Origin of the sequence: Paraburkholderia sartisoli, from assembly GCF_900107685.1 — a bacterium.
In the GTDB taxonomy this organism is placed as follows: Bacteria; Pseudomonadota; Gammaproteobacteria; order Burkholderiales; family Burkholderiaceae; genus Paraburkholderia; species Paraburkholderia sartisoli.
In genome coordinates, this window is sequence record NZ_FNRQ01000007.1 from 66,239 (window position 1) to 90,060 (window position 23,822).

Sequence of the window (23,822 nt, forward strand, 5' to 3'; positions counted from 1 at the left end):
GCAGGATCCACGGCCATCGCGCACTGCATGGCCGATCGCGTCGAAAGGCCGGCCGTGTCAGTGCCGGCTGCCGCCGCATCGAAACCGGGGCGCGTCCGCCCTCGCCTGAACCGTCAGGAAAATCATCATGGAAATGAGCCGCACCGCGAATCCCGCACATGTCGAACGGCGCACGAAAGTCCGCTATACGATTCTGCTGCTGATCTTTGTCATCACGACGTTCAACTACGCGGACCGCGCGACGCTCTCGGTGACCGGCTCGGCGATGCGCACGGAGTTCGGCTTCGATGCGATCAGGATGGGCTACATCTTCTCCGCATTCAGCTGGGCGTATGTGCTGTCGCAACTGCCCGCCGGGTGGCTGCTCGACCGGTTCGGCGCACGGCGCGTCTACGCCGTGAGCATCTTCTTCTGGTCGCTCTTCACGCTGCTGCAAAGCTCGATCGGCGTGCTCGGTAGCGGCGCCGCAGCGGTCGTGGCGCTCTTCGTGCTGCGCTTCGCGATGGGCGCCGCCGAATCGCCGGCGTTTCCGGCCAACGCGAAAGTCGTGGCCAGCTGGTTTCCGACCACCGAACGCGGCACAGCATCGGCCATTTTCAATTCGGCGCAGTATTTCGCCGCCGTCGTGTTCACGCCGCTGATGGCGTGGCTCACACACGCGTTCGGCTGGCACGCGGTCTATCTCGTGATGGGCGTCGTCGGACTCTTCCTCGCCTTCACCTGGCTGAAGGTCATGAAAAACCCCGCCGACCATCCGCGCGTCTCGCGCGCGGAACTCGACTATATCGAGCAGGGCGGCGGCGTCGTGAACGGCCACCAGAAAGCCCGGCCGGAAGACGTCGTGCGCACCGGAGGCTGGCGCCTCGTGCGTCAGCTGCTGGGCACACGCATGCTGCTCGGCGTCTATCTCGCGCAGTTCTGCATCAACGTGCTCACCTACTTCTTCCTGACGTGGTTCCCGATCTATCTCGTCCAGGCGCGCGGCATGACGATCCTGCACGCCGGCCTCGTCGCGTCGCTGCCCGCGATCTGCGGTTTTTCCGGCGGCGTGCTCGGCGGTTTCCTGTCGGACTCGCTGATCCGCCGCGGCCATTCGCTGACGCTCGCGCGCAAGGTGCCGATTGTCGGCGGCATGCTGCTGTCGGTCTGCATCATCGGCTGCAATTACGTCACGGCCGACTGGCTCGTCGTCGCGCTGATGTCGCTCGCGTTCTTCGGCAAGGGGATTGGCGCGCTCGGCTGGGCAGTGGTCGCGGATACGTCGCCGAAGGAAGCGCTCGGTCTGTCCGGCTCGATCTTCAACATGTTCGGCAACGCGGCCGGCATCGTGACGCCGATCGTCATCGGCTATCTCGTCGCGCGGACGGGATCGTTCAACGGCGCACTGGTATTCGTCGGCATCAACGCGTTGATCACCGTGTTCAGCTATCTCGTGATCGTGAAGGACATCAAACGGGTCGAACTGCGCCCGCAGTGATCGCCGGCGCTCCCGGCGCGCGGCGGCCGCATCGGCGCCGTGCACGGGTCCTGGAAATGCTCACCTGTCGACCAGAGTTCGCGCTTTAGCTGTCGACCGGAGTTCGCGCTTTAGCGCGCTACTCCGGTCCCATGCAAAGCACGTTACTCTGGTCCCATGCAATTTATTGCGGTCGACTGGAGTTGACGCTTTAGCTGTCGACCGGAGTTCGCGCTTTAGCTGTCGGCCAGAGTTGACGCTTTAGCGTCTTACTCTGGTCCCATGCAAAGCACGCTACTCCGGTCCCATGCAAAGCACTTACTCCAGTCCCATGCAAAGCACGTTACTCTGGTCCCATGCAATTTATTGCGGTCGACCAGAGTTCGCGCTTTGACGCGTTACTCCACCCCATACAAGATACTTGCGGTTTATCTGACCAGTCATCAGACGACGCTATAATCAATTGCAGCCTATCCCTGCAACCATTTGATTCGAGGACGTGTACGATGGCTACCCCACTGGCATCCGCGGCGCCGGCACGACGCGCCCGCAATCTCGCCGAGTACGTCGTCAATTACGTGACGGAGCAGATCGCTTCCGGCGCGCTCAAGCCCGGCGACAAACTGCCGACAGAATCGCAGCTGATGGTCACCCTGAGCGTGAGCCGCACCGTGATCCGCGAGGCCATTTCGCGTCTGCAGGCCGGCATGATCATCGAAACGCGGCACGGCATCGGCAGCTTCGTCCTTGAGCCGCCGCGCGAGAAACTCGGCATCGACATGGTGCCCGCCACCACGCTGCGCGACGTGCTGTCGATCCTCGAACTGCGCATCAGCCTCGAAACGGAATGCGCGGGTCTGGCGGCGCAACGCGCGAGGCCCGACGACGTCGCGCACATCCGCACCGCGCTCGACGCAATCGAAGCGACGCGCCTGAACGGCCACGACAGCGTCGAAGCGGATCTCCAGTTCCATATTTCGGTGGCGCGCGCGACCGGCAACCGCTACTTCGTCGACATCCTCTCGCAGATGGGCAGCGCGCTCATTCCGCGCAACCGGCTCGACTCCGCCGGCATCGCGCGCGCGGAGCCGGACGCCTACCTGTCGCTCGTGAACCTCGAACACGAAAGCATCCTCGAAGCGATCTCGCGTCACGACGCCGAAGGCGCGCGCGCCGCGATGCGCATGCATCTGTCCAACAGTCGCGAGCGCCTGAGGCGCGCGAACGAAGCGACCGAAACGAACGGCTGATCCGCAGCACAGCCGGTCACGCGACCGGCACAACACATCCAGACGTCAGAAAGCAGATGGCCGGGAATGAATCACTTCATTCCCGGCCATTTTTCATGCCGCCAACCCCGCGCCGTGTCGCCTAGCTGCGCGTGATTTCGCCGTCACGACGACGCCACAGGTCGAGCGGATTGCCATCGGCGAGCGCCTGCGGCAACAGATCGGCCGGGAAGTCCTGATAGCACACCGGGCGCAGGAAGCGCTCGATCGACGTCGTTCCGACCGACGTCACGCGGCTGTCCGACGTCGCCGGGAACGGGCCGCCATGCACCATCGCGTGCGAAACCTCGACGCCCGTCGGGAAGCCGTTGATCAGAATCCGGCCTGCCTTGCGCTCGAGGATCGGCACCAGCTTTTTCGCCGCCGCCAGATCGCCGCCGTCCATCTGCACCGTTGCCGTGAGCTGGCCGGTGAAGTGTTCGGCAACCGCCAGCATTTCCTGCTCGTCGCGGCAACGCACGATCGTCGAAGCGGGACCGAAGACTTCGTCCTCGAGTTCCGGCGTGGCGAGGAACGTCTGGGCGTCGGTCACGAAGAGCGCGGCACAGGCCTGCGTCGGGCCCGTCGCGCCGGCGCCGTGCGCCACCGCTTCCACGCCCTTGATCGCCGCCAGCTTGCCTTCGCCCTGTTCGTAGGCGGCATGGATGCCGGAGGTCAGCATCGTCTGCGCGGGCTTCGCGTTCAGCGCCTCTGAAGCGGTCGCCACGAAGCCCTTGAGCGCGTCGCTGTCGACGGCGATCGCAAGCCCCGGGTTCGTGCAGAACTGGCCCGCGCCCAGCACGAGCGAATCGACGAAGCCGCGCGCGATGCTTTCGCCACGCGCCGACAACGCGGCGGGCAAAAGGAACACCGGGTTGATGCTGCTCATTTCCGCATAGACCGGAATCGGTTCAGCGCGAGCCGCGGCGACGCGCATCAGCGAAGTGCCACCCGCGCGCGAACCGGTGAAGCCCACGGCCTTGATGGCCGGATGCGCGACGAGCGCTTCGCCAACCAGGCTGCCGGCGCCGACGATCATCGAGAACACGCCTTCAGGCAAGTCCATTTCCCGCGCGACGCGTTGAATCACGCGACCGACCATCTCCGATGTGCCGAGGTGGGCGCGATGCGCTTTCACCACCACCGGGCAACCGGCTGCCAGTGCCGCGGCCGTATCGCCACCGGCGACGGAAAACGCCAGCGGGAAATTGCTCGCGCCGAACACGGCGACGGGCCCAAGCGGAATCTTCTGCATGCGCAGGTCCGAGCGCGGCAGCGGCTTGCGCTCCGGCAGCGGCGAATCGAGCGTCGCGGCGAGCCACTGGCCCGCGCGCACCACCTGCGCGAACAGCTTCAGCTGGCCGGTCGTCCGGCCGCGCTCGCCTTCGAGACGCGCCTTCGGCAGGCCGGACTCCTCATGCGCGCGCTGGACCAGCACGTCGCCCAGTTCCGTGATGCCGTCGGCGATGCGTTCGAGGAATTCAGCGCGCACCGTCAGCGGCAGTTGACGGTAAGAATCGAACGCCTGCTGCGCGAGGTCGCACGCACGCGCGACATCCGCAACCGTACCCGTGCCGAAGACCGGCTCGGCGATCTCGGAGCCCGTGGCGGGATTGAACGCACGCAAAGGTTTTTCATTGCCGCGCACGGTTTGGCGGCCAATCAGCATTTCGCCGGTAATAGACATTTCGCTTTCCCTGGATAAAGGCCTTGGATATCGGTCATCCTACAACATAACCGCTTGCCGCCGCAACGTTCATCACTGCTTCTCCCACTATTTTCTCGAACTGTTAAGAAGACGTAAGTGTGGTGAAATTACATCGATCACATCAAGAGATACGACGACATATAACTACGAACAAAACGAACGTTCGCGCGGAAACATCGACCCATGCAATGCGTTGCGGGAAGACCCGGCGCGCGGGCCTCGGCGCGCCAAAGTAAAAATGGAGCGAAGGGAATCCCCTTCGCTCCATCGCTGAAGCAGGCTGACAAGCCGCTTCAGATGCCCGCCGCCTGACTGCGACGGACGGGCCATTCATCGCGTGACGGCAATTCGGAGATCGCCGCCGGCACATCAACCGATTAGAACTTGGTGATGATGCCCACGCCGACACCGACCTGGCTGCGCGACGATGACGGTGTGCCGTTCTGGCCGTCACCAATGCTAGCCGTCGCGTTGATGATGCGACCCGTTGCGGACAGAGTCTGGCCATTGGCACGCTGGTAAGCCTCAAGCGCGTACAGGGCCGTGCGCTTCGACAGGCTGTAGTACTGCGAGAGGTTGAACTGGTTGTAGCTCGCCCCGCTCGTGACGCCATTTGCTTCGGAGGCACGCGTGTAGCTGTAGCCCGCAGCCAGATCCAGCGTCGGAATCGGCTTGAAGTGCAGCACTGCGCCGGCCGTGTTGAAGACCGCTTCGGAGGCGAACCCCGAGTGCGTCCCCGGGATGTATTGCACGTTCGAGTACGAGAACGAAACGTCCCATTGCTTGCTGAACGCGTAACCGCCCGTCACCGCGACGCGCTGTTGCGCCTGCGCCGCCTGGTAGCCGGCGTTGATCGCCGACACGGGAAGCGGGTTCGTCGTGGAATTTACATTCCACGCACCGCCGCCATTGGTCGCGTTGTTGATGCGCTGGAAGCCAGCCGCGATACCGAACGGACCGTTCAGGTACTGGACTCCGGCGCTCCACGTCGAGCCTGCATCGAGGCTGCCCGCCACGCCGCCCACCGAATACGAACCGGCCACCTTCAGGCCGCGGAAACTCGGCGACTGGTACACGAGCGAGTTGTTCACGCGGTACGTCGTATCGAGCGAGTCGAGATCGCCCGGGTGCGCGCCGTAGGCACCGGTCAGCCACGTGGTCGGGCTGTACGGCGACAGCAGCGTGTAGTACGCCGTGTACTGACGCCCAGCCGTGAACGTACCGTACGCGGGGTTGGTCAGGCCAACGAAAGCCTGGCGGTTGAACGCGAGGCCGCTCGTCGACTGCGCGCCCGTTGCGCTGTTAAAACCTTCTTCCAACGTGAAGATCGCCGCTGTACCGCCACCCAGATCTTCGCTGCCCTTCAAGCCGAAGCGGCTGCCCGCCCAGATGCCGTTAATCATCTTGACGACGGAGTGGCCGCCACTCGTCGCACCGACCGACGGTGCCGAGCTGCTGAGATAGCCAATCCCGGTATCGACGATCCCGTACAGCGTCACGCTGCTTTGGGCTTGCGCGCCAATCGCGAACAAACCCAGGGCCGAGGTTGCAATTACCTTTTTCATTTAGACTCCTCTGTAAAAATATTGTTGTTGCCTACCCGTCGCAGCTGCACAGCATCCCGTTCTGCGCGATCCGCGTTAATGCGCTTCGGTCCTGCCGTCCATTCCGGTGGCGGTGGCGGCTCCGCGCCTGCCGACCCTCCCCCGTGCATGTCTTTCACGCTGATTGCGTGTCGCTTCGTATTACCTGTCATCCGGATGGACCCGTCAGCGGGTGCGCGCCAGGTGCCGCGCATCTCTTACGCTTCATCCATCAGCGGAAAACCGCTGCCCTCCACCCCACATCGATCCATCGCGCATCGCCGGCGCAGCCCGCATGTGAGAAGCGGAATGCCGCTGGTTTCCATGAGTGGCCGACAGGTTCGTCCGTACACAAGGACTTATTCAGAATCCGCCTTGTTGTACGACAACGTACTATCAGTGAGGTATCTCTGAAATTCAATTAGGCATTTACCCCTATTTATCTGGGAGAAATGCGGAAAAACAACACTTCCGCAGGATCATCGATGCGGGTCTTTATTATGCGATGTCATACAACTAGAAGCAGCATTCGGGGGCCAATCGCTCCGCATCCCGCCGCTTTCCCGGAACGGGTCATCGCCGCCGCGCCCACTATGTGAGCGGCCCGGCGGGCTGCCAGCGGACGTACAACCCGACGATGAACCGTCGCGAACGGTCCCGTCGCGTGCGCTTATCAGCACCTCGAACGTCGCTCCAGAACCCCTGATTCCGGTGCGAAAATTCGATGCGGGCGCAACCATAACGAAAGGCGTCACAACCGTCGTGTGACACCTCGCTTTCATCCCGAAAGCCACACCTGGCGCGGTTTTGCGAGGCGCTTTACTTCGTCGTTCGTTAAGCGCAACGTACAGCGTTGACGCACCACGTTGCCATTTCCCCCTGGCGCTCCCCTTGCCTGTACACGCGCGCGTGAGTTCTGTGCGTCGATCGTCAGCGGCATCAAAATTGCTCACCCAACCGACGTCCCCCGATGCACGAAACATGCTGTGTCGCGAGTCTGCATCGACCTTCATGGAGCTAGCAGAACGTCATGTCCAGCCGTCCAGACCATCCGGATCCCGCCAGCGGATCAACCGGATCATCCACGCTTGCCGACCCGACGCCGCTTCCGAACACGTCGCGACGGCGCTTCCTGCAATCCGCCGCGGCCGCCGCGACCGTTGGCGCCGCGCCACATGCGCATGCGCAGCAGCAACCGGCCGCGCCGCCGCCCGTCGCGCGCACGCCTGTCCCCGCGCGCCTGGTCACGCTCAACGTCAACGGCCGCGCGTATGCGCTGCATCTCGAACCGCGCGTCACGCTGCTCGACGCGCTGCGCGAATACGCCGGCCTCATGGGCACGAAGAAAGGCTGCGACCGCGGCCAGTGCGGCGCATGCACGGTGCTCGTCGAAGGACGGCGCATCAACGCGTGTCTCACGCTGGCGGTGATGCATGAAGGCGAAGCGATCACGACCGTCGAAGGACTGGCGCGCGACAACGCGTTGAGCCCGATCCAGCAGGCCTTCGTCAAACACGACGCGTTCCAGTGCGGCTACTGCACGCCGGGGCAGCTGTGCTCGGCGACCGCCCTGCTCGACGAGTTCAGGGCCGGCGCCGCCAGCACGGTGACCGCGAACGTGCGCCTGCGGCCGCCGCAACTGTCCGACGACGAGATCCGCGAACGCATGAGCGGCAATCTCTGCCGCTGTGGCGCGTATCCGAACATCGTCGCGGCGGTGCGCGCCGTCCACGACGGCATGGCCTGAGGAGACCGGTCATGGAAGCGATTTCCTACGAACGCGCCAGCGACGTCGCCGGCGCCATTCGATCCGCGCAGCAGCCGGGCACGGCGTTCATCGGCGGCGGCACGAACCTGCTCGACCTCATGAAAGGCGGCGTCGCGCGGCCGGTGCGGCTCGTCGACATCACGCATATCCGCGGGCTCGACACCATCGATCCGCTGCCCGACGGCGGCCTGCGGATCGGCGCGCTCGTGCGCAACAGCGACGCGGCGAATCACGCGACGGTGCGAGCGCGCTATCCGCTGCTGACGCAGGCGCTCGTCGCGGGCGCGTCGGCGCAGTTGCGCAACATGGCGACCGTCGGCGGCAACCTGATGCAGCGCACGCGCTGCTACTACTTCTACGACCCCGCGTTCGCGCAATGCAACAAGCGCGAGCCGGGCAGCGGGTGCGCCGCGATCGGCGGTCACACGCGCATGCACGCGATTCTCGGCGCCAGTCCGCAATGCGTCGCGGTGAATCCGTCGGACATGAGCGTGGCGCTCGCGGCGCTCGATGCCGTGGTGCGCGTGAGCGGTCCGCGCGGTGCGCGGACGATCGCGTTCGGCGATTTTCATCGTCTGCCGGGCGACCGGCCCGATCTCGATACGACGTTGCAGCCCGGCGAACTCATCACGGCAGTCGACCTGCCGCCGCCTCTATATAGCGATCACGCGTACTACCTGAAGGTGCGCGACCGGGCAAGTTACGCGTTCGCGCTCGTCTCCGTCGCGGCGGCGCTGCAGATGGAGGGCGACACGGTCAGGAGCGCGCGCATCGCGCTCGGCGGCGTCGCACACAAACCGTGGCGCGCGAATGCGGCGGAGCAGATGCTCGCGGGACAGCCGCTCACCGATGCGAACCTGCAGGCCGCCGCGGCCGCCGCGCTGCGCGACGCGCGGCCGCAACGCGACAACGCGTTCAAGATCCCGCTCGCGCAACGGTCGATCGTTCGCGCGCTCAGGCAGGCCGCGCAGCAGCCGGGAGGGGTGGCATGAACGTGATCGGCCTCCCGCTCGACCGCACCGACGGTCTGCTGAAAGTCACCGGCGAAGCACGCTACGCCGCCGAATTTCCCGCCGCGCGGCTCGCGCATGCGGTGCTCATCACGAGCACCGTCGCGAGCGGCACCATTGCTTCGATCGATAGCGCGCGCGTGCAGTCGATGCCCGGCGTGATCCTCGTGATGACGTACCAGAACGCGATGAAGCTGCCCAACGGCGGCCGCTCGCCACTCGCGCCGCCGGCCGGCCGTCATCTGTCGCTGCTGCAGGACAATCAGGTTCACTACAGCAACGAGCCGGTCGCGGTCGTCGTCGCGGAAACGCTGGAACAGGCCACCGACGCCGCCCGTCAGTTGCGCATCACGTATCAGTCGGTGCCGGCGACGCTCGACTTCGCGCGCGCGAAGTCCACCGCACACGCGCCCGACAGACCGCAAGGCCGGCAGACCGACACGCTGCGCGGCAACATCGGCGCGGGTCTCGCGAACGGCACGACCCGCATCGACGCGGTCTACACGACGCCGATGGAGCATCACAACCCGATGGAGCCGCACGCGACGCTCGCGATCTGGGACGGCCCGAACCTCACGCTGTACGACTCGACGCAGGGCGTCTCGGGCGCGAAGACCGCCGTCTCGAAGACGTTCGGCATCGGGGCGGACAACGTCCATGTGATCTCGCCGTTCGTCGGTGGCGGCTTTGGCTGCAAGGGCTCGTCGTGGTCGCACGTGACGCTGTGCGCGATGGCCGCGAAGCAGACCGGCCGGCCTGTGCGGCTCGCGCTGGAGCGCCCGCAGATGTTCGGCCCGGTGGGTGGCCGGCCGATGACCGAGCAGCACTTCGTCATCGCGGCGCGCGGCGACGGCACGCTCACCGGCATGCGCCACGACACGTACGCGAACACCTCGGTCATCGAGGACTGGACGGAGACCTGCGCGATGGTCACGCGCATGCTGTACGCGGTGCCCAACCAGTCCACCACGCACAGGCTCGTGCCGCTGAACGTCGGCACGCCGACCTTCATGCGCGCGCCGGGCGAGACCACCGGCTCGTTCGCGCTCGAATCCGCGATGGACGAGCTCGCCTGGGCACTGAAGATGGACCCGGTCGCGCTGCGCCTGAAGAACTACGCCGAAGTCGATCCGCAGGACAACAAGCCGTGGTCGAGCAAGGGCCTGCGCGAGTGCTACCGCCTCGGCGCGGAGAAGTTCGGCTGGTCGCGCCGCACCGCCACGCCACGTTCGATGCGCGACGGCAACACGCTGATCGGCCTCGGCATGGCGAGCGCCACGTATCCCGCGAATCGCAGCGCGGCCTCGGCGATCGCCCGCATCCTGCCGGACGGCTCCGCGATGGTCGCATCGGGCACGCAGGACATCGGCACCGGCACGTACACCGTGATGACCCAGGTCGCCGCCGACGCGATGGGTTTCTCGCCCGACGCCATCCGCTTCGCGCTCGGCGATTCCTCGCTGCCGCAGGCGCCGGTATCGGGCGGCTCGCAGTCGGTCGCGAGCGTGTCGCCCGCCGTGCGCGATGCCGCGACGCAGGTGCGCGACAAGCTCGTCGCGATGGCGCTTGCCGATCCGGCTTCACCCGTGCATGGCGCGACGCCCGACGAAGTCACCGTCGAGAACGGCTGGATCATCAGCATGAAGGACGCGGCGCGGCGCGACCCGGCCGGCGCGATTCTCGCGCGCGCGGGCGGCCAGCCGATCGAGGCGCAGGCGAGCGTCAAACCCGGCGACGAAAAGCAGAAGTTCTCGTTTCACTCGTTCGGCGCGGTGTTCGCGGAAGTGCATGTCGACGCCGATCTCGGCACGATTCGCGTCGCGCGGATCACGTCGGTGTATGGCGTTGGGCGTCTGCTGAACGCGAAGACCGCGCACAGCCAGCTGATGGGCGGCATCGTCTGGGGCATCGGCGCGGCGCTCGAGGAAAAGACCGATCTGGACACGCGCCATGGCCGCTTCGTGAACGCCAATCTCGCGGAGTACCACGTGCCGGTCAACGCCGACATCAACGCGATCGACATCAACTTTATCGACGAAGTCGATCCGCACATCAACTCGCTGGGCGCGAAGGGAATCGGCGAAATCGGCATCACGGGCGTGCCGGCGGCGATCGCGAATGCGGTGTTTCACGCAACAGGCGTGCGCGTGCGCGATCTGCCCATTACGCTCGACAAGGTATTCATGGGGGGATAGTACGCACGTTGCGCACGTTGCGAAGCCGGCACTTCGAATCGGACCTTGTGATGCACCGCCACTGCCGCGTTTCACGGAGATGCCGCCGAGCGGATCGAGGCGGAAATATCAAGGCTGACCGTGGCGAAGGCCCGGCTGCAGGCGGCCACCAGCGCATCGTAACCGGCACCGGCGGAGGGCTCGCGCACGGTGCTGCGACCGCTGAGTGGCGCACGTTTGCCGGGCGGCGACACGGACCATGACGCATCCACCGTGACCGCGTCCCCGAGCGTGGCGTCAAGGCGCTGGACGTCGATCTGCACACGCCAGGCCGCGGCCGGATCACCCGCCATCGGGTAAGTGGACACGCGCGGACTGTTCAGTTCCTGTGCGAGATCAGCGGCCATCACGCGCGGAATCTGGCTCTTCAATGAGTCCGCCCAGCGGGCGAATTCGTCGATCGTCACCTGATTGGCGCCGGCGCGAACCACGATCTGCGGCCGGTCGACGAGTTCCGGCACGGTGACCGGACCGATCAGGACAGTGACCGGCATAGCAGGGCCTGTGCTTTCGCCAGGCGCTTGCGGGCTTAATGTGTAGAAGGCGGCCTTTGGCGACGCACAACCGGCCAGCGTGGCGACAGTCAGCACAAACGCGAAGGGTAAGGACAGGCGCATCACTTGTTATCCTCCTGTTTGCCGCGAATCAGTGCCTCAGGATGACGTTCGAGATAATCCGCCAGCGTGCGGAACGCCGCCGCGGTGCGCGCGAGTTCACGCATCGCATCGGTGGTGCCCTGCTGCAACTGCGAGTCCGGCTGCAACGCACCGTTCGCCGAATCCAGCGCCGTCTGCGCGGCGGCGAGCGTGTCCCGGGCCTGCGGCATCACCTCGGTGCGCAGCTGTTTGAGAAGTGAATCCGCATCCGCCAGCGTCTTTTGCGCGTCCTTGCCGATCCCTTCGAACGGGATCTTGTTAAGCTCGGCGAGCAGACTGGTGAGCGAATCCTGCAGCGATTGCAGCCCGCCAGGCACCGTCGGCATTTCCGGCGGATTCGCGCTCCAGTCCATCCCGGCTTTGGGCGCCGCCGGGAAGAATTCGAGCGCGATGTACAACTGTCCGGTCAACAGGTTGCCGGTTCGCAACTGCGCCCGCATGCCACGCGCGATCAGCCAGTCCACCAGCTGGCGACGATTGCCCGTAACCCTGCCGCCGGCGTCGCCCGACTTGTAACGCGACGTGAAACGCTCCGGATAAAAGCGCACCTCCACCGGTATGCTGAACTGCTTCCTGACCCGGTCGAAGCGCGTATAGATCGCGGACACCTCACCCACCACGATGCCGCGGAAATCGACCGGGGCACCGACCGTCAAGCCCCGCACCGAACCGTTGAAATTGAATATATAGGTATCGACGATACGGTCATGGCGCTTCATTGCCTCCGTACGATCGTGGAACAGGATAAATTCGGTACGAACGGCAGCCTCGGGCTGACCGGTTGTCTCATCCGGGGTCTGGAACGCCAGGCCGCCGATCAGGATCGAGACCAGCGATTGCGTGTTGACCTTGACGCCCTCGGTGCCCAGCGACACGTCGACACCGCTCGCATGCCAAAAGCGCGTATCGGTCTGCACGTATTTGTCATACGGCGCGTTGATGAAGGCCCGCAGCGTGACACCCTTGCCGTTTGCGTCGAGCGTGTACGAGGTGATCTGTCCGACCTGCAGGCGTCGGAAGAAAACTGGTGAGCCCACATCGAGCGAGCCCATATCCTCGCTCTTCAGCACGAACTCGCGCCCTGCCACGCCGCTCGCGATCACCGGTGGCGACTCGAGTCCAGCGAAATCGCGCCGCTCCTTCGTCGACGTGCCCAGATCCATGCCAATGAAAGACCCGGACAGCAGGGTGCCGATGCCCGATACGGTGCCCCCGGAAATGCGTGGGCGCACGACCCAGAAGCGCGTGTCGTCGACCAGCATGTTCGACGTGTCCCTGGTGAGTTCGGCGGTCGCGATCACGCTGCCGTGGTCTTTGGACAAGGTCACGCTCCTGACCACGCCGATGTCGACGTTCTTGAATTTGATCCGGGTCTTGCCGGCTTCGAGACCTTCGCCGGTCGCGAAGCTGATGGTGATCGTCGGCCCCTTGTCGAGCACCGCCTTCGCCGCCAGCCAGCCGCCGATCAGCACGGCGATGACCGGCACCAGCCACACGATCTGCACACGCCAGCGCGAACGGGGCGTGGCCACCGCCTCGGGTAGATCGGGCGCGTCCGGCTCGCTGGGAGGTCTAGCCATCGCACACCTGCGCCGCGTCCCAGATCAGTCGCGGATCGAACGACATCGCCGCGAACATCGTCAGCACGACCACCGCGCCGAACGCGATGGCGGCCGGGCCGGCCTGAATCGTCGCGAGCGCATTGAACTGCACGAGCGCGACCAGAATGGTGATGACATAGATATCGAGCATCGACCAGCGTCCGACGAGCTCCACCAGCCGGTAGATGCGAATGCGTTCCCGCAGCAGCGCATTCGAGCGCCGCTGCGTGGAAATCACGAGGTACATGATCGCCATGATCTTGAGCATCGGCACCGCGATGCTCGCGATGAACACCACGATGGCGAGCGGCCATGCGCCCGAAGTCCACAGATAGACGACACCGCTCAGAATCGTGTCCTTCTGCGAGCCGAACACCGAACTGGTGTTCATCACCGGCAGCACGTTCGCCGGGATGTACAGCACCATCGCCGCGATCAGGAACGCCCACGTGCGCGCGATGCTGTCGGGTTTGCGCGCGTGCAGGCGCGCACCGCAGCGCGGGCAGCCGGTGGCGTGCGGATCCGTGCGCGAGTGCATCAGCAGCCCGCAGCCATGGCAGCTCAGCAGACCGCAATGCATGGCCGTGGGCGCGGGTGTGGGCCACGCGGCGACTTCGGGCAGGCGATCGGCAGCGGCGCCACGCTGCCCGCCGGGCCGCTGCCAGAGCGCGCGCGAATCGAATGCGGCACTGGCCGCCGCCAGCAACAGCATCAGAGCGCCGAACGACCAGAGCGCGACGCCCGGTACGACGCTCGCGATCTTCGCCAGTTTGAAGAGCGCCACCAGCATCCCGAGGATCAGCACCTCCGTCATCCCCCACGGCTGCGCCAGATGCATCAGGCGAAACACAAGGTCGGCTCGATACGGCCGGCGATGTAGCCACAGTCGCACCAGCAGATACGTCGTCGTCGCCATTTGCAGGAGCGGCATCAGGAACGTCGTCGCGAACACCAGTCCCGCGATGGGCCACATGCCGTCGTCGTACAGGATGCGAACGGCGCGCAGCAAAGTCGTTTCCACGAGGTCGCCATTAACCTCGAGGCCAACGATCGGATATACGTTGCTGATCGCGAACATCACGCCCGCCGCGAGCGTGAAAGCCAGCGCCCGGTCGATGCTGTCAGGGTGCGCGCGATACAGCTCCGCGCGGCAACGGCAGCAGCGCAGCACGCCGTCAGGCGGCAAGGCCGGTTCGCGCTGCAGCAGATCGCATTCGTGACACGCGATGAGGCGCCCGGCCGTCGCTCGCGCGGTCATTGCGGCTGCTCCGTCGCGGCTTCATGCCCGCCCGGCGCGGCGGCGCCCTGTTGCCCCATCACCTGGCCCGTGATGCCCTCGGCCTGCACCACCCAGCCGCCACCCATGGCCTTGTAAAGGCCTATCAGCGAGTTGAAGACCACGCCATGGGTTTGCGTATAACCCAGTTGCGCGTTGAAGAGACTCCGCTCGGCATCCAGCACTTCGATGTAGCTCGTGTAGCCCCCTTCGTAACGCAGCCGCGCGAGCCTTGCATAGGTGCGCAATGCTTCCACCTGACGACCTTGCACGACGAGCTGTTCGCGTGACTTCTGCAAGGCGACCAGCGCGTCGTCGACTTCCTGGAACGCCACCTGGATCGATTGCTGATACTGGAACAGCGCCTGTTGCTGCAGCGCTTCTGCCTGTTGCACCTGACCGCCGATGCTGCCCGCGGTAAAGATCGGCACCGTCAGCGAGCCGGCATACGACCAGACCCGCGCGGGACCGGTGAACAGCTTCGAGAACTGCCCGCTGACCGAGCCGAACAGACCCGTGAGCGAAATCGACGGAAAGTACAGCGCGCGAGCGGCGCCAATCAATGCGTTGGCGGCGATCAGGTTCTGCTCCGCCTGCCGCAGATCGGGACGGCGCTCGAGCAGACCGGAAGGCAACCCCATCGGCACGGCGGGCGCCGCCAGCGTGCTCAGCTCGCGCCCGCGCAGGATCGGACCGGGATTGCGCCCGAGCAGGACGGACAGCGCATCCTCTTGCTGGGCGATCTGCGTCTCGATCTGCGGAATCGTCGCGAGCGACGCCTCGTATTCCGACTGGCTTTGCGCGAGCTCCATCTGCGAAACGTCGCCGCCTGAAAAGCGCGCCTGGAACACTTTCACCGAACCGGCGCGGCTGTCCGTCGTCGCCCTGGCGATCACCAGTTGCGCGTCGAGATCGCGCAGATTGACGTAAGCCGTGGCAACCGAGGCGACCAGCGAGAGGATCGTCGCCCGGCGGCCCTCCTCGCTCGCCAGCAGGTTCGCGCGCGCCGATTCGGTTTCGCGCCGCACCCGGCCGAACAGGTCGATTTCCCACGCGACCGTGAGCGGCGCCTGAAATTCGTTGAACACCGGGCCCGTGCCGGGCGGCAACGGTGTCGGGCCCGCCTGCGAAGCCCGCTGACGCGACGCGTCGAAGCCGGCGCCCAGTTGCGGAAAGAGTGCCGAGCGCGTCGTGACGAACTGGCCGAGGAACTGGTCGACGCGCGCGGCGGCGATTTTCACATCCTTGTTGTCCGCCAGCGCAGCCGTGATCAGGTCGTTCAGTACCGGATCCTGAAACTGCTCCCACCAGCGCGTGTTGGCAACGTCGAGCGCGTCACCCGTCTCGAAACGAAAGGTCGCCGGCGTCGCAACGGTCGGCCGCACGTAGTCGGGGCCTGGCAGACAGCCGCCCAGCCCCAGCGTCGCGAGCAGGACAGGCGCGAGATGCAGCAGGGACGCTCGGCCGCGCATGTCAGTCGTCCTCACGCGGGGCGGATGGGGTGGTCGCCGGGCCGCCCGGGCCGGGGTGCGTGGCGGGCCCCGGACCCTCAGGTCCGCCGCTCGCGCCCGGGGTCGTCTTGCTGCCCCCGCGTTCCGACAGCGACTCGAGCACGTAGAAGAACATCGGAATAAAGAACACCGCGATCACGGTCGCGCCGAGCATGCCGCCGATCACCCCCGTGCCGATCGAATGGCGGCTGTTGGCCGACGCCCCCAGCGCAATGGCAAGCGGCACGCAGCCGAGGATGAAAGCGAGCGAAGTCATCACAATCGGCCGCAGCCGTTCGGTCGCCGCCGTGACTGCCGCGTCGTACACGGACTCGCCCGCTTCCCGGTTCAGCACCGCGAACTCGAAAATCAGGATCGCGTTCTTGGCGGCGAGCGCGACCAGCATCGTGAGACCGATCTGAAAGTACACGTCGTTCTCGAGACCGCGCAGCAGGATCGCGAGCAGCGCGCCGAACAGCGCGAACGGCACCGCCATCAGCACGCCGAACGGCAGGCTCCATTTCTCGTATTGCGCCGCGAGAATCAGGAACACCATCACGAGGCCGAACACGAACACAAGGCCCGATGTGCTGCCCGACTGCCGCGCCTCGAAGGCCTCCCCGCTCCAGCCAACGCCATAGCCCGGCGGCATGACCTCGTCGGCCACTTCCTCGAGCGTCGAGATGACCTGCCCGGAGCTGTAGCCCGGCGCGCCATTGGCGGTGATCTTGACGGCCGGAAAGTTGTTGAAGCGCGTGATGAGGTCCGGTCCGGTGACGAACTTCGATGTCACCACCGCCTTGAGCGGCACCATGTTGTTTGTCTTGCTGCGCACATAGAGCTGGTCGAGATCCTGCGGCGTGAGCCGGTACGACGGCTCGGCCTGGAGGATGACCTGCCACAGCCGGCTCGAGCGGTTGAACTGCGACACGTACAGCGAGCCGAACATCGTTTGCATCGCGCTATACACCTCTTCGATCGGCACGCCGAGCGTCTCCGACTTGTCGCGGTCGACGTTGACCAGCAACTGCTGCGCGGACGCATTGAAGGTGGAGGTCACGCGTGCCAGTTCGGGCCGCTTTTTCGCCTTTTCCATGAAGTCCTGCACCACACCGGCGAGCTGCGCGATGCTCCCGTCGCCCTTGCTCTGAATCCACATCTCGGTTCCGCCCGTCGTACCGAGCCCCGGAATCGACGGCGGATTGATCGGCAGGATGATCCCTTCCTTCACTTTTGACAGGTTCTCATACGCGTCGAGCAGCACGGCCCGCGCATTCTGCGTCTTGAGGTTGGCGAACCTGTAGCGTTCATCGAAACCCTTCAGGCCGATGAAAAACGCGCTCGCGTTGTTCTTGTTCTGACTGTCGAGCAGGCTGAAGCCGTCGACGACCGTCACGCTGCTCACCGCCGGCTGCTTCATGAAGTAGTCGGTGACATGCTGCGACACTTCGCCGGTGCGATCGAGGCTCGCGGCGTCCGGCATGATGACCGCGCCAAGCAGATAGCCCTGGTCTTCAGGCGGCAGGAACGACGTGGGAATCGTGCGCATCATGACGACCGCCAGCACGACCATTCCGCCAAACAGCAACAGCGCGACCACGAAGCGCTTGATGACCAGCTTGACGACCTTCGTATAGCCGTTCGTCATCCTTTCAAAGCGGTTGTCGAACCATTTGAAGAAGCCGCGTTTTTCGTGGTGACCCGGCTTGAGCAGCAACGCGGCCAGCGCCGGCGAGAGCGTCAATGCGACCACGCCCGAGAAAATCACCGAGATCGCGATCGTGATCGCAAACTGCTTGTACAACTGGCCCGTGATGCCACCGAGAAACGCCACCGGCACGAACACCGCGCACAGCACGAGCACGATCGCGACGACCGGGCCGGCGACTTCGTCCATGGCCCGTATGGCGGCGTCTTTCGGACTCAGCTTGTGGACATTCATGTTCCGCTCGACGTTCTCGATCACGACGATCGCGTCGTCCACCACGATGCCGATCGCGAGCACCATGCCGAACAGCGTCAGCATGTTGATCGAGAAACCGAGCGCGAGCATCCCCATGAAGGTGCCGAGGATCGACACCGGCACGGCCAGCACTGGAATCAGCGTCGCGCGCAGGCTTTGCAGGAACACGAACACGACCACCACGACCAGCACGAGCGCCTCGAAGAACGTGTGGACGACATCCGTGATCGACGCGCGGGTGAAGTCGGTCGTATCCATCGCGATGCTGTATTCGAGCCCCTCCGGAAAACTCTTCTTCATTTCGGCGAGCGCCGCGTGGACCTGCTTCGACACGTCGAGCGCATTCGCGCCAGGCTGCTGATACACGGCGATGACGGTGGCCGGCTTGCCCTGAAATTTGCTGCGGATCGAGTAGTCCTTCTGGCCGAGCGCCGCGCGGCCGATGTCCTTGAGCCGCACGATCGCCACGTCGCCGCTCGCCGCGCGAATGATGATGTTGTCGAATTCGGCCGGCTCGCTCAGGCGCCCGGTGGTCGTGACCGCGAACGACTGCTCGACCGGCACGCCAGTCGGCGACTGGCCGAGGCGGCCAACGGCGAATTGCTGGTTCTGGTTGGCCACCGCCCGTTGCACGTCGGCCGCCGTAATGCCCAGTTGCGCCATCCGGTCCGGCTTCAGCCAGATCCGCATCGCGTAGTCGGGCGTGCCGAAGATGCTCGACTGGTTGGCGCCCGGAATGCGCTTGAGCGCATCGAGTACGTAGATGTTCGCGTAGTTGGCGATGTAGGTCGCGTCGTAGCGGTCGGTCGGCGAATAGATCGCGATCACCATCATGAACGCCGACGATTTCTTCTGCACCTGAATGCCTTGCGACTGCACCGATGACGGCAGTTGCGGCAGCGCCAGGTTCACGCGATTCTGCACGTCGACCTGCGCGAGCTCCGGGTTGGTGCCGATCTGAAAGTACGCGTTGACGGTCAGGTTGCCGGTCGACGAACTCGACGAGTTCATGTAGATCATGTTGTCCGCGCCGTTCACCTGCTGCTCGATCGGCGCGGCCACGTTGTTGGCGACCACGTCGGCGCTCGCCCCCGGGTAGTTGGCGGAGATCGTGATCTGCGGCGGCGTGACGTCCGGGTACTGCGCGATCGGCAGATTGAACATCGCCACGGCGCCGCCGAGCGTGATGACAATCGAGATCACCGACGCGAAGATCGGGCGCTCGATGCAGAAGTGGGAGAGATTCATGTCGCTGGCCGGCTCACTTCGCCGCCGTGGTGTCAGCCGTGCGCTCCCCGGCCTTTCCTGCGCCGCTCGCCGGTGCATCGCCCGCGGCAGGTGCCGCGGGCGCTGCCGGAGCCGCGACGATCTTCAGCGGCGTATCGGCGGCAACACGGATCGCACCGTCCACGACCACCTTTTCGCCCGGCCGCAATCCCTGCGAGATGAACCAGTCGTCGCCGTGCCACTCGCCGACCTCGACTACCCGTTGATGCGCCTTCGAATCGCTGTCGACGACCCACACAAAGTGACTCTTCGCACCCTGCAGGACCGCGCGTTGCGGCACGAGAATCGCATTCGGACGCGTGGCGCCGGACACCCGCGCACGGACAAACTGCCCGGGGCGCAGCGTGCCCCTGGGGTTCGCGAACGAGGCGCGAACGAGGAACGTACCGGTTTGCGTGCTGAAGGCCGGATTGGTGAAATCGATATGGCCGCGGTCCGGAAATTCCGTGCCGTCGGCCAGAATCACCGTCACTTCGAAGTCGTTATTGGCCGGAAACCGCAACAGGCCTTTGCTGGTCTCGTCGCGGTACTTCAGCAATTCATTCTCCGAGAGGCTGAAGTTGACCCACATCGGATCGAGCTGATAAACGTAGGTCAGCAGTCCCGTGGCGGCGGCCGTAACATAGGTGCCGTCCTGTTGCCTCGCGAAGCTCGACAAGCCGGTGAGCGGAGATTTGATCGTTGTATAGCTGAGGTTCAGCTGGGCGGTTTGCACCTGTCCCTGCGCGGCGATCACCGCGGCTTCCGCCTGCTTTTCATTGCCGGTCGCGTCGTCGAGATCCTTCTTGCTCACGGCGTTCTGCGCAGCCAGCGGGATCACGCGAGTGAGGTTCGCTTTCGTGACGCCGAGCCTGGCCTGCTGCTGCGCAAGCTCGCCTTTTGCGGTCTGCAGAACGGCCTCGAATGGTTTGGGATCCATCAGAAAGAGTGTCTGCCCGGCATGCACCCGTTGCCCTTCGGTATAGACCCGCCTGTCGAGAAAACCGTCGACGCGCGCGCGAATCTCGACTTCGCGGGAACTCTGCGTTTGCGCGGTAAATTCGAAATCGACCGGCGTATCGCGCGCCGCGACCTGCATCACGGTGACTTCGATCGCGCCGGGAGCGGGCAACGTAGCCGCTTTATGACAGCCGGCACACAGCGCGAGCATGGCGAACGCGAGACGTGACCATTTCCTGCTCATGGATGTCTCTCCTGTTTCGATCGATGTCTACCGGACCGTGTAGCCACGATCTGGCATTCGGCGGTGTCAATGTTTTGCTTCCGCGCGCTCTGCCCTTTGGCCGGACAGAAAGAGGGGTACCGCGAGAATCAGCCGAAGGCACTGGATCAGGATGCGTGCTCCATCCAGAAATCGACATCACGGCATGAAACGCGTTTGCACCTCAAATTCCTCGCAGGCAACGTGAATAGTGGTGTTTGCGTCCCGTTAAAACAATTGGCCTTTGGTCCCATACCGTCTGAATTCGCACGCGCTTGCGCTACGGCGGCTGATCGCCTTCGAGGGCAGTACGTACCGTCTTGACGAACAGTTCGTCGTTGAACGGTTTGCGCAGGTAGGCGACCGCACCGGCTGCGAGCGCGTGCTCGCGCACGCCGATGTCATCGTGGGCAGTGATGAAAACGACAGGTATGCCGCTACCGGATAGACGTCGCTGGACTTCCAGCCCGTTCAGCCCTGGCATCTGCACATCGAGAATCACGCAGTCAGGGCGATACGACGGCATGGACGACAGGACATCGAGAAACGCGTCGCCGCTTGCGAACGTTTCGGCGGCGATTCCGATCGAGCGCAACAGTCTCCTGATCGCCCGGCTCACCGATTCATCGTCATCGACGACGACAACGAATGGTTTGAGTTTTCCCATTGTGAATAGCCCGGTGTCCGGGAATGCACGCAGAAGCGTATTCCCCCATACGACACAGCCTACGAGTCAGACAGGTTTGCCGATAGTGGACCTTGGTCCCGAATGGGCACCGGGAAAGCGAAACGCGTCAGATTGCGGCTGCCTGGTGCGATGCGCGTGTTTCAGCAGCACCACCGAGGCCGACCTTGTCCGCGACGCGAACGAGCTCGGCGAGCGACGAGACTTCCATCTTCGCCATCACCCGCGCGCGATGAGCCTTGATCGTTTTTTCGACCGTGCCCAGTTCGCCAGCGACCTGCTTGTTCAGACGGCCGGTCACGACGAGCGCCATCACTTCCCGCTCGCGAGGTGTCAACCGTCCGAGACGCATACGGATTGCATCCAGTTCGCGGCGGACGGCGCGGGTTTGCGCCACACACTCGAACGCCTGTCCAATAGCACGAAGCAGATCGGTGTCACGCACCGGTTTCGGCAGGACATCGGTCGCCCCCGCCTTCATTGCTCCCACGGTCATGGGGATGTCCCCGTACCCGGTGATGAAAATGATCGGCAATGCCGCATTGAGTTCGCGCTGCAGTTCAAGACCATTGAGATCCGGCAACTGGATATCCAGTACCAGGCACGCAGGACAGCGATCGGCGCGTATCCTGTCGAGAAATGCGCGTGCCGAATCGAATGTCTCTACCCGATAGCCGGCGGACTGAAGCAGACGCGCGAGCGCACGGCGCACGGAATCGTCGTCGTCGACGACGAACACGAGCGAATCAGAATCCGTCATGGCCAGTTCGCGACTCGTCCTGCCCCGTCGCAGTCATATCCTCGGCGGGCAGGGTGACATAGAACGTCGCGCCTCGATCGATGTTGTTTTCGGCCCAGAGTCGCCCGCGGTGCATGTCGATGATGGAGCGACTAATCGACAATCCCAACCCGAGCCCCTGGGGTTTTGATGTAAAGAATGGGGTGAAGATCTTGTCGAGCTTGTCGGAGGTCAGTCCATGACCCCGATCGCGAACGGCGATACAGACCATGCCGTTGTTCCCGGGCCGAAGCGTCACGGAGACCACACGATCAAGCGGCGGTACATTGTTCATCGCGTCGAATGCGTTGAGCAGAAGGTTGAGGATGACCTGCTGCAACTGCACCTTGTCGCCACGCACCGGCGGCAGATCGCCGTCGATGTCGAGCACTACGCGCATTCCGCGCACAATCGCGTCGCTGCGCATCAGAACGACCACGTCACGAATCTCGCACGCGAGGTGGAGTGGCGCGACCTCCAGATCGCCTTTCCTGACGACTGCACGAATGCGCCGAATCACTTCGCTTGCCCGGTAGTCATCCTGAACGATGTCATTCAGGATCTCCCGCACCTCATCCAGATCGATCGGATCAGCAGCCATGAACCGCTGCGCGGCCTGCACATTGCTCAGGATCGCGGTAAGCGGCTGGTTCAGCTCATGGGCTAGCGATGAGGCCAGCTGGCCCATGGTGGACACCCGCGTCAGATGGGCGAGTTCCTGGCGGTTGCGGTGTAGCTCATATCGATCCGACTGATCGACGATGAATGCAAGCGTTACGTTGTGGCCATCGAAGCGAAATGCACTAAAGCCGATTTCAACGGGAAACTCCGTACCGTCCTTGCGCCGCGCGGACAGCTCGTGCGAAGGTGCCATGCCGCGAGATTGCCGTACCGCGGACGGGTCTACCCAGAAGCGGGCATCGCTATCGAAGTGGAGGTCCCGCACCAGCAGTTCGACAGATTTCCCGATTATTTCGTCGCATTCGTATCCAGACAGCTTCGCGGTTTGCGGGCTGACCATCACGATCAGGCCATGCGCGTCCAGCACCAGAACCGCGAACGGCAATAGCGCCAGCGCCTTGCGAAAGTAACGCTCACCACTCTCCCGTTCGACCGCGCCGCCGGCGTGAGAACCCACCAGCCGCACCGGTTGTCCGCCACGCTCGAAAGGTTCCCGATGAACGACTCTTGCGGAAGCCATCGTGCTGAGTCGCTCTGCAAATGGATGCCCGGCGCGCGCGCCACGTTGACCCGCTCCCGGGACGCGAAGGTTTCCCGTGCGAGGCTCGCATGTCTCTTCTGACGAACCTGCTTTAGCCAACGAATCGAAAGAACTGGCACTCCTCGTCATCCTGAACAAGCGTGCCCGCACCACACGCAGGCCGAGCATGACACGCGCGGCGTAACGCGCTGACAGACGTGGCGAATGACGACTGCCGATCGATGTCGCCGCCCGCTGGCGTCGCGCCAGCACCGTCAGCAACCACAGGATGGCTGACGTTTCCAGCACGACAGTGACTGGCATGACGATGCTCATGGCCGAACCGCCTCTCAAAGGTCGGCACCGCGAGATGGGCAGACAAGAACTCGCTCTGGACTTCCATAAGAGGCAAAGCCCCTTGACCCGAAGGCGGGTTACCGCCGCTCGATGTTACGAAGCCGGCCGTAAGCCCGGAATCGTGATTCGCTCGTCAGTGCGCGCTCAAGGCGTGCGTCATGGGCAAGCTTTCGAGTCGTCACCTTTGTTGTGCGTTGCCTGTCTGGCGATTTGCTGGCGTGGCAGATGGAAGGGCTGGGCGTAGACACCGTCAGCCAGATGGAAATCCCGGTAAAAACTTCCAGGACCGGGTAACCGAAC

At 64.4% G+C, this 23,822-nt stretch carries 16 protein-coding genes; 5 read left to right on the forward strand and 11 right to left on the reverse strand.

What is annotated here, in order from left to right; translation table 11 throughout:
* The first annotated feature begins 127 nt into the window (after positions 1–127).
* The gene (locus BLV45_RS20210; protein WP_090535757.1) at positions 128–1,477 is read left to right on the forward strand and encodes an MFS transporter; all 1,350 of its coding nucleotides are present in this window, start codon (positions 128–130) and stop codon (positions 1,475–1,477) included.
* 485 nt (positions 1,478–1,962) lie between these two features.
* Entirely contained in the window at positions 1,963–2,706 is a 744-nt protein-coding gene (locus BLV45_RS20215) for a FadR/GntR family transcriptional regulator (RefSeq protein ID WP_090535758.1), read from the forward strand.
* A gap of 121 nt (positions 2,707–2,827) precedes the next feature.
* Here the strand turns inward: BLV45_RS20215 and BLV45_RS20220 are convergent, their stop codons facing one another.
* Together BLV45_RS20220 and BLV45_RS20225 are read right to left on the reverse strand one after the other, a co-directional pair.
* On the reverse strand, positions 2,828–4,411 hold the full coding sequence (locus tag BLV45_RS20220; RefSeq protein WP_090535759.1) for an aldehyde dehydrogenase (NADP(+)): 1,584 nt from the start codon (positions 4,409–4,411) through the stop codon (positions 2,828–2,830).
* A 398-nt stretch (positions 4,412–4,809) separates the two neighbouring features.
* Positions 4,810–5,997, reverse strand: a complete 1,188-nt coding sequence (locus BLV45_RS20225) for a porin (RefSeq protein ID WP_090535761.1) — start codon at positions 5,995–5,997, stop codon at positions 4,810–4,812.
* 1,048 nt (positions 5,998–7,045) lie between these two features.
* Here BLV45_RS20225 and BLV45_RS20230 point away from each other — a divergent pair.
* The 3 genes from BLV45_RS20230 to BLV45_RS20240 are packed head-to-tail and all read left to right on the forward strand — an operon-like array spanning position 7,046 to position 10,988.
* Positions 7,046–7,762: a (2Fe-2S)-binding protein gene (locus BLV45_RS20230; RefSeq protein ID WP_090535763.1), complete on the forward strand. Its 717-nt coding sequence runs from the start codon at positions 7,046–7,048 to the stop codon at positions 7,760–7,762.
* 11 nt (positions 7,763–7,773) lie between these two features.
* Positions 7,774–8,775, forward strand: a complete 1,002-nt coding sequence (locus BLV45_RS20235) for an FAD binding domain-containing protein (protein WP_090535765.1) — start codon at positions 7,774–7,776, stop codon at positions 8,773–8,775.
* Positions 8,772–10,988: a xanthine dehydrogenase family protein molybdopterin-binding subunit gene (locus tag BLV45_RS20240; protein ID WP_090535767.1), complete on the forward strand. Its 2,217-nt coding sequence runs from the start codon at positions 8,772–8,774 to the stop codon at positions 10,986–10,988. Before BLV45_RS20235 ends, BLV45_RS20240 begins: the two co-directional genes overlap by 4 nt.
* Positions 10,989–11,059: 71 nt before the next feature.
* Here BLV45_RS20240 and BLV45_RS20245 read toward each other — a convergent pair whose 3' ends face one another.
* The 9 genes from BLV45_RS20245 to BLV45_RS20285 form a co-directional block, all read right to left on the reverse strand.
* On the reverse strand, positions 11,060–11,644 hold the full coding sequence (locus BLV45_RS20245; RefSeq protein WP_322788618.1) for a PqiC family protein: 585 nt from the start codon (positions 11,642–11,644) through the stop codon (positions 11,060–11,062).
* Entirely contained in the window at positions 11,644–13,263 is a 1,620-nt protein-coding gene (locus tag BLV45_RS20250) for a PqiB family protein (RefSeq protein ID WP_090535770.1), read from the reverse strand. The genes BLV45_RS20245 and BLV45_RS20250 overlap by 1 nt, the downstream gene beginning before the upstream one ends.
* Positions 13,256–14,542 carry a paraquat-inducible protein A gene (locus BLV45_RS20255; RefSeq protein WP_090535771.1) on the reverse strand — a complete coding sequence of 429 codons (1,287 nt, stop codon included), beginning with the start codon at positions 14,540–14,542 and terminating at the stop codon, positions 13,256–13,258. The genes BLV45_RS20250 and BLV45_RS20255 overlap by 8 nt, the downstream gene beginning before the upstream one ends.
* Positions 14,539–16,032 (reverse strand): efflux transporter outer membrane subunit, encoded by a 1,494-nt coding sequence (locus tag BLV45_RS20260; protein WP_090535773.1) that lies wholly within the window; start codon positions 16,030–16,032, stop codon positions 14,539–14,541. Before BLV45_RS20260 ends, BLV45_RS20255 begins: the two co-directional genes overlap by 4 nt.
* A gap of 1 nt (position 16,033) precedes the next feature.
* The gene (locus BLV45_RS20265; protein ID WP_090535775.1) at positions 16,034–19,261 is read right to left on the reverse strand and encodes an efflux RND transporter permease subunit; all 3,228 of its coding nucleotides are present in this window, start codon (positions 19,259–19,261) and stop codon (positions 16,034–16,036) included.
* 13 nt (positions 19,262–19,274) lie between these two features.
* Positions 19,275–20,483 (reverse strand): efflux RND transporter periplasmic adaptor subunit, encoded by a 1,209-nt coding sequence (locus tag BLV45_RS20270; protein WP_090535777.1) that lies wholly within the window; start codon positions 20,481–20,483, stop codon positions 19,275–19,277.
* A 298-nt stretch (positions 20,484–20,781) separates the two neighbouring features.
* A complete protein-coding gene (locus BLV45_RS20275) occupies positions 20,782–21,168 on the reverse strand; it encodes a response regulator transcription factor (RefSeq protein WP_090535779.1) in 387 nt (128 codons plus the stop codon).
* Between the two features lie 127 nt (positions 21,169–21,295).
* Entirely contained in the window at positions 21,296–21,946 is a 651-nt protein-coding gene (locus BLV45_RS20280; RefSeq protein WP_090535781.1) for a response regulator transcription factor, read from the reverse strand.
* Entirely contained in the window at positions 21,933–23,501 is a 1,569-nt protein-coding gene (locus tag BLV45_RS20285; protein WP_090535785.1) for a sensor histidine kinase, read from the reverse strand. The genes BLV45_RS20280 and BLV45_RS20285 overlap by 14 nt, the downstream gene beginning before the upstream one ends.
* Between the last annotated feature and the right edge of the window lie 321 nt (positions 23,502–23,822).

Coding starts and splice junctions, on each gene's coding strand:
- BLV45_RS20210 (WP_090535757.1), top strand. CDS start 128: ATGGAAATGAGCCGCACCGCGAATCCCGCACATGTCGAACGGCGCACG.
- BLV45_RS20215 (WP_090535758.1), top strand. CDS start 1,963: ATGGCTACCCCACTGGCATCCGCGGCGCCGGCACGACGCGCCCGCAAT.
- BLV45_RS20220 (WP_090535759.1), bottom strand. CDS start 4,411: ATGTCTATTACCGGCGAAATGCTGATTGGCCGCCAAACCGTGCGCGGC.
- BLV45_RS20225 (WP_090535761.1), bottom strand. CDS start 5,997: ATGAAAAAGGTAATTGCAACCTCGGCCCTGGGTTTGTTCGCGATTGGC.
- BLV45_RS20230 (WP_090535763.1), top strand. CDS start 7,046: ATGTCCAGCCGTCCAGACCATCCGGATCCCGCCAGCGGATCAACCGGA.
- BLV45_RS20235 (WP_090535765.1), top strand. CDS start 7,774: ATGGAAGCGATTTCCTACGAACGCGCCAGCGACGTCGCCGGCGCCATT.
- BLV45_RS20240 (WP_090535767.1), top strand. CDS start 8,772: ATGAACGTGATCGGCCTCCCGCTCGACCGCACCGACGGTCTGCTGAAA.
- BLV45_RS20245 (WP_322788618.1), bottom strand. CDS start 11,644: ATGCGCCTGTCCTTACCCTTCGCGTTTGTGCTGACTGTCGCCACGCTG.
- BLV45_RS20250 (WP_090535770.1), bottom strand. CDS start 13,263: ATGGCTAGACCTCCCAGCGAGCCGGACGCGCCCGATCTACCCGAGGCG.
- BLV45_RS20255 (WP_090535771.1), bottom strand. CDS start 14,542: ATGACCGCGCGAGCGACGGCCGGGCGCCTCATCGCGTGTCACGAATGC.
- BLV45_RS20260 (WP_090535773.1), bottom strand. CDS start 16,032: ATGCGCGGCCGAGCGTCCCTGCTGCATCTCGCGCCTGTCCTGCTCGCG.
- BLV45_RS20265 (WP_090535775.1), bottom strand. CDS start 19,261: ATGAATCTCTCCCACTTCTGCATCGAGCGCCCGATCTTCGCGTCGGTG.
- BLV45_RS20270 (WP_090535777.1), bottom strand. CDS start 20,483: ATGAGCAGGAAATGGTCACGTCTCGCGTTCGCCATGCTCGCGCTGTGT.
- BLV45_RS20275 (WP_090535779.1), bottom strand. CDS start 21,168: ATGGGAAAACTCAAACCATTCGTTGTCGTCGTCGATGACGATGAATCG.
- BLV45_RS20280 (WP_090535781.1), bottom strand. CDS start 21,946: ATGACGGATTCTGATTCGCTCGTGTTCGTCGTCGACGACGACGATTCC.
- BLV45_RS20285 (WP_090535785.1), bottom strand. CDS start 23,501: ATGAGCATCGTCATGCCAGTCACTGTCGTGCTGGAAACGTCAGCCATC.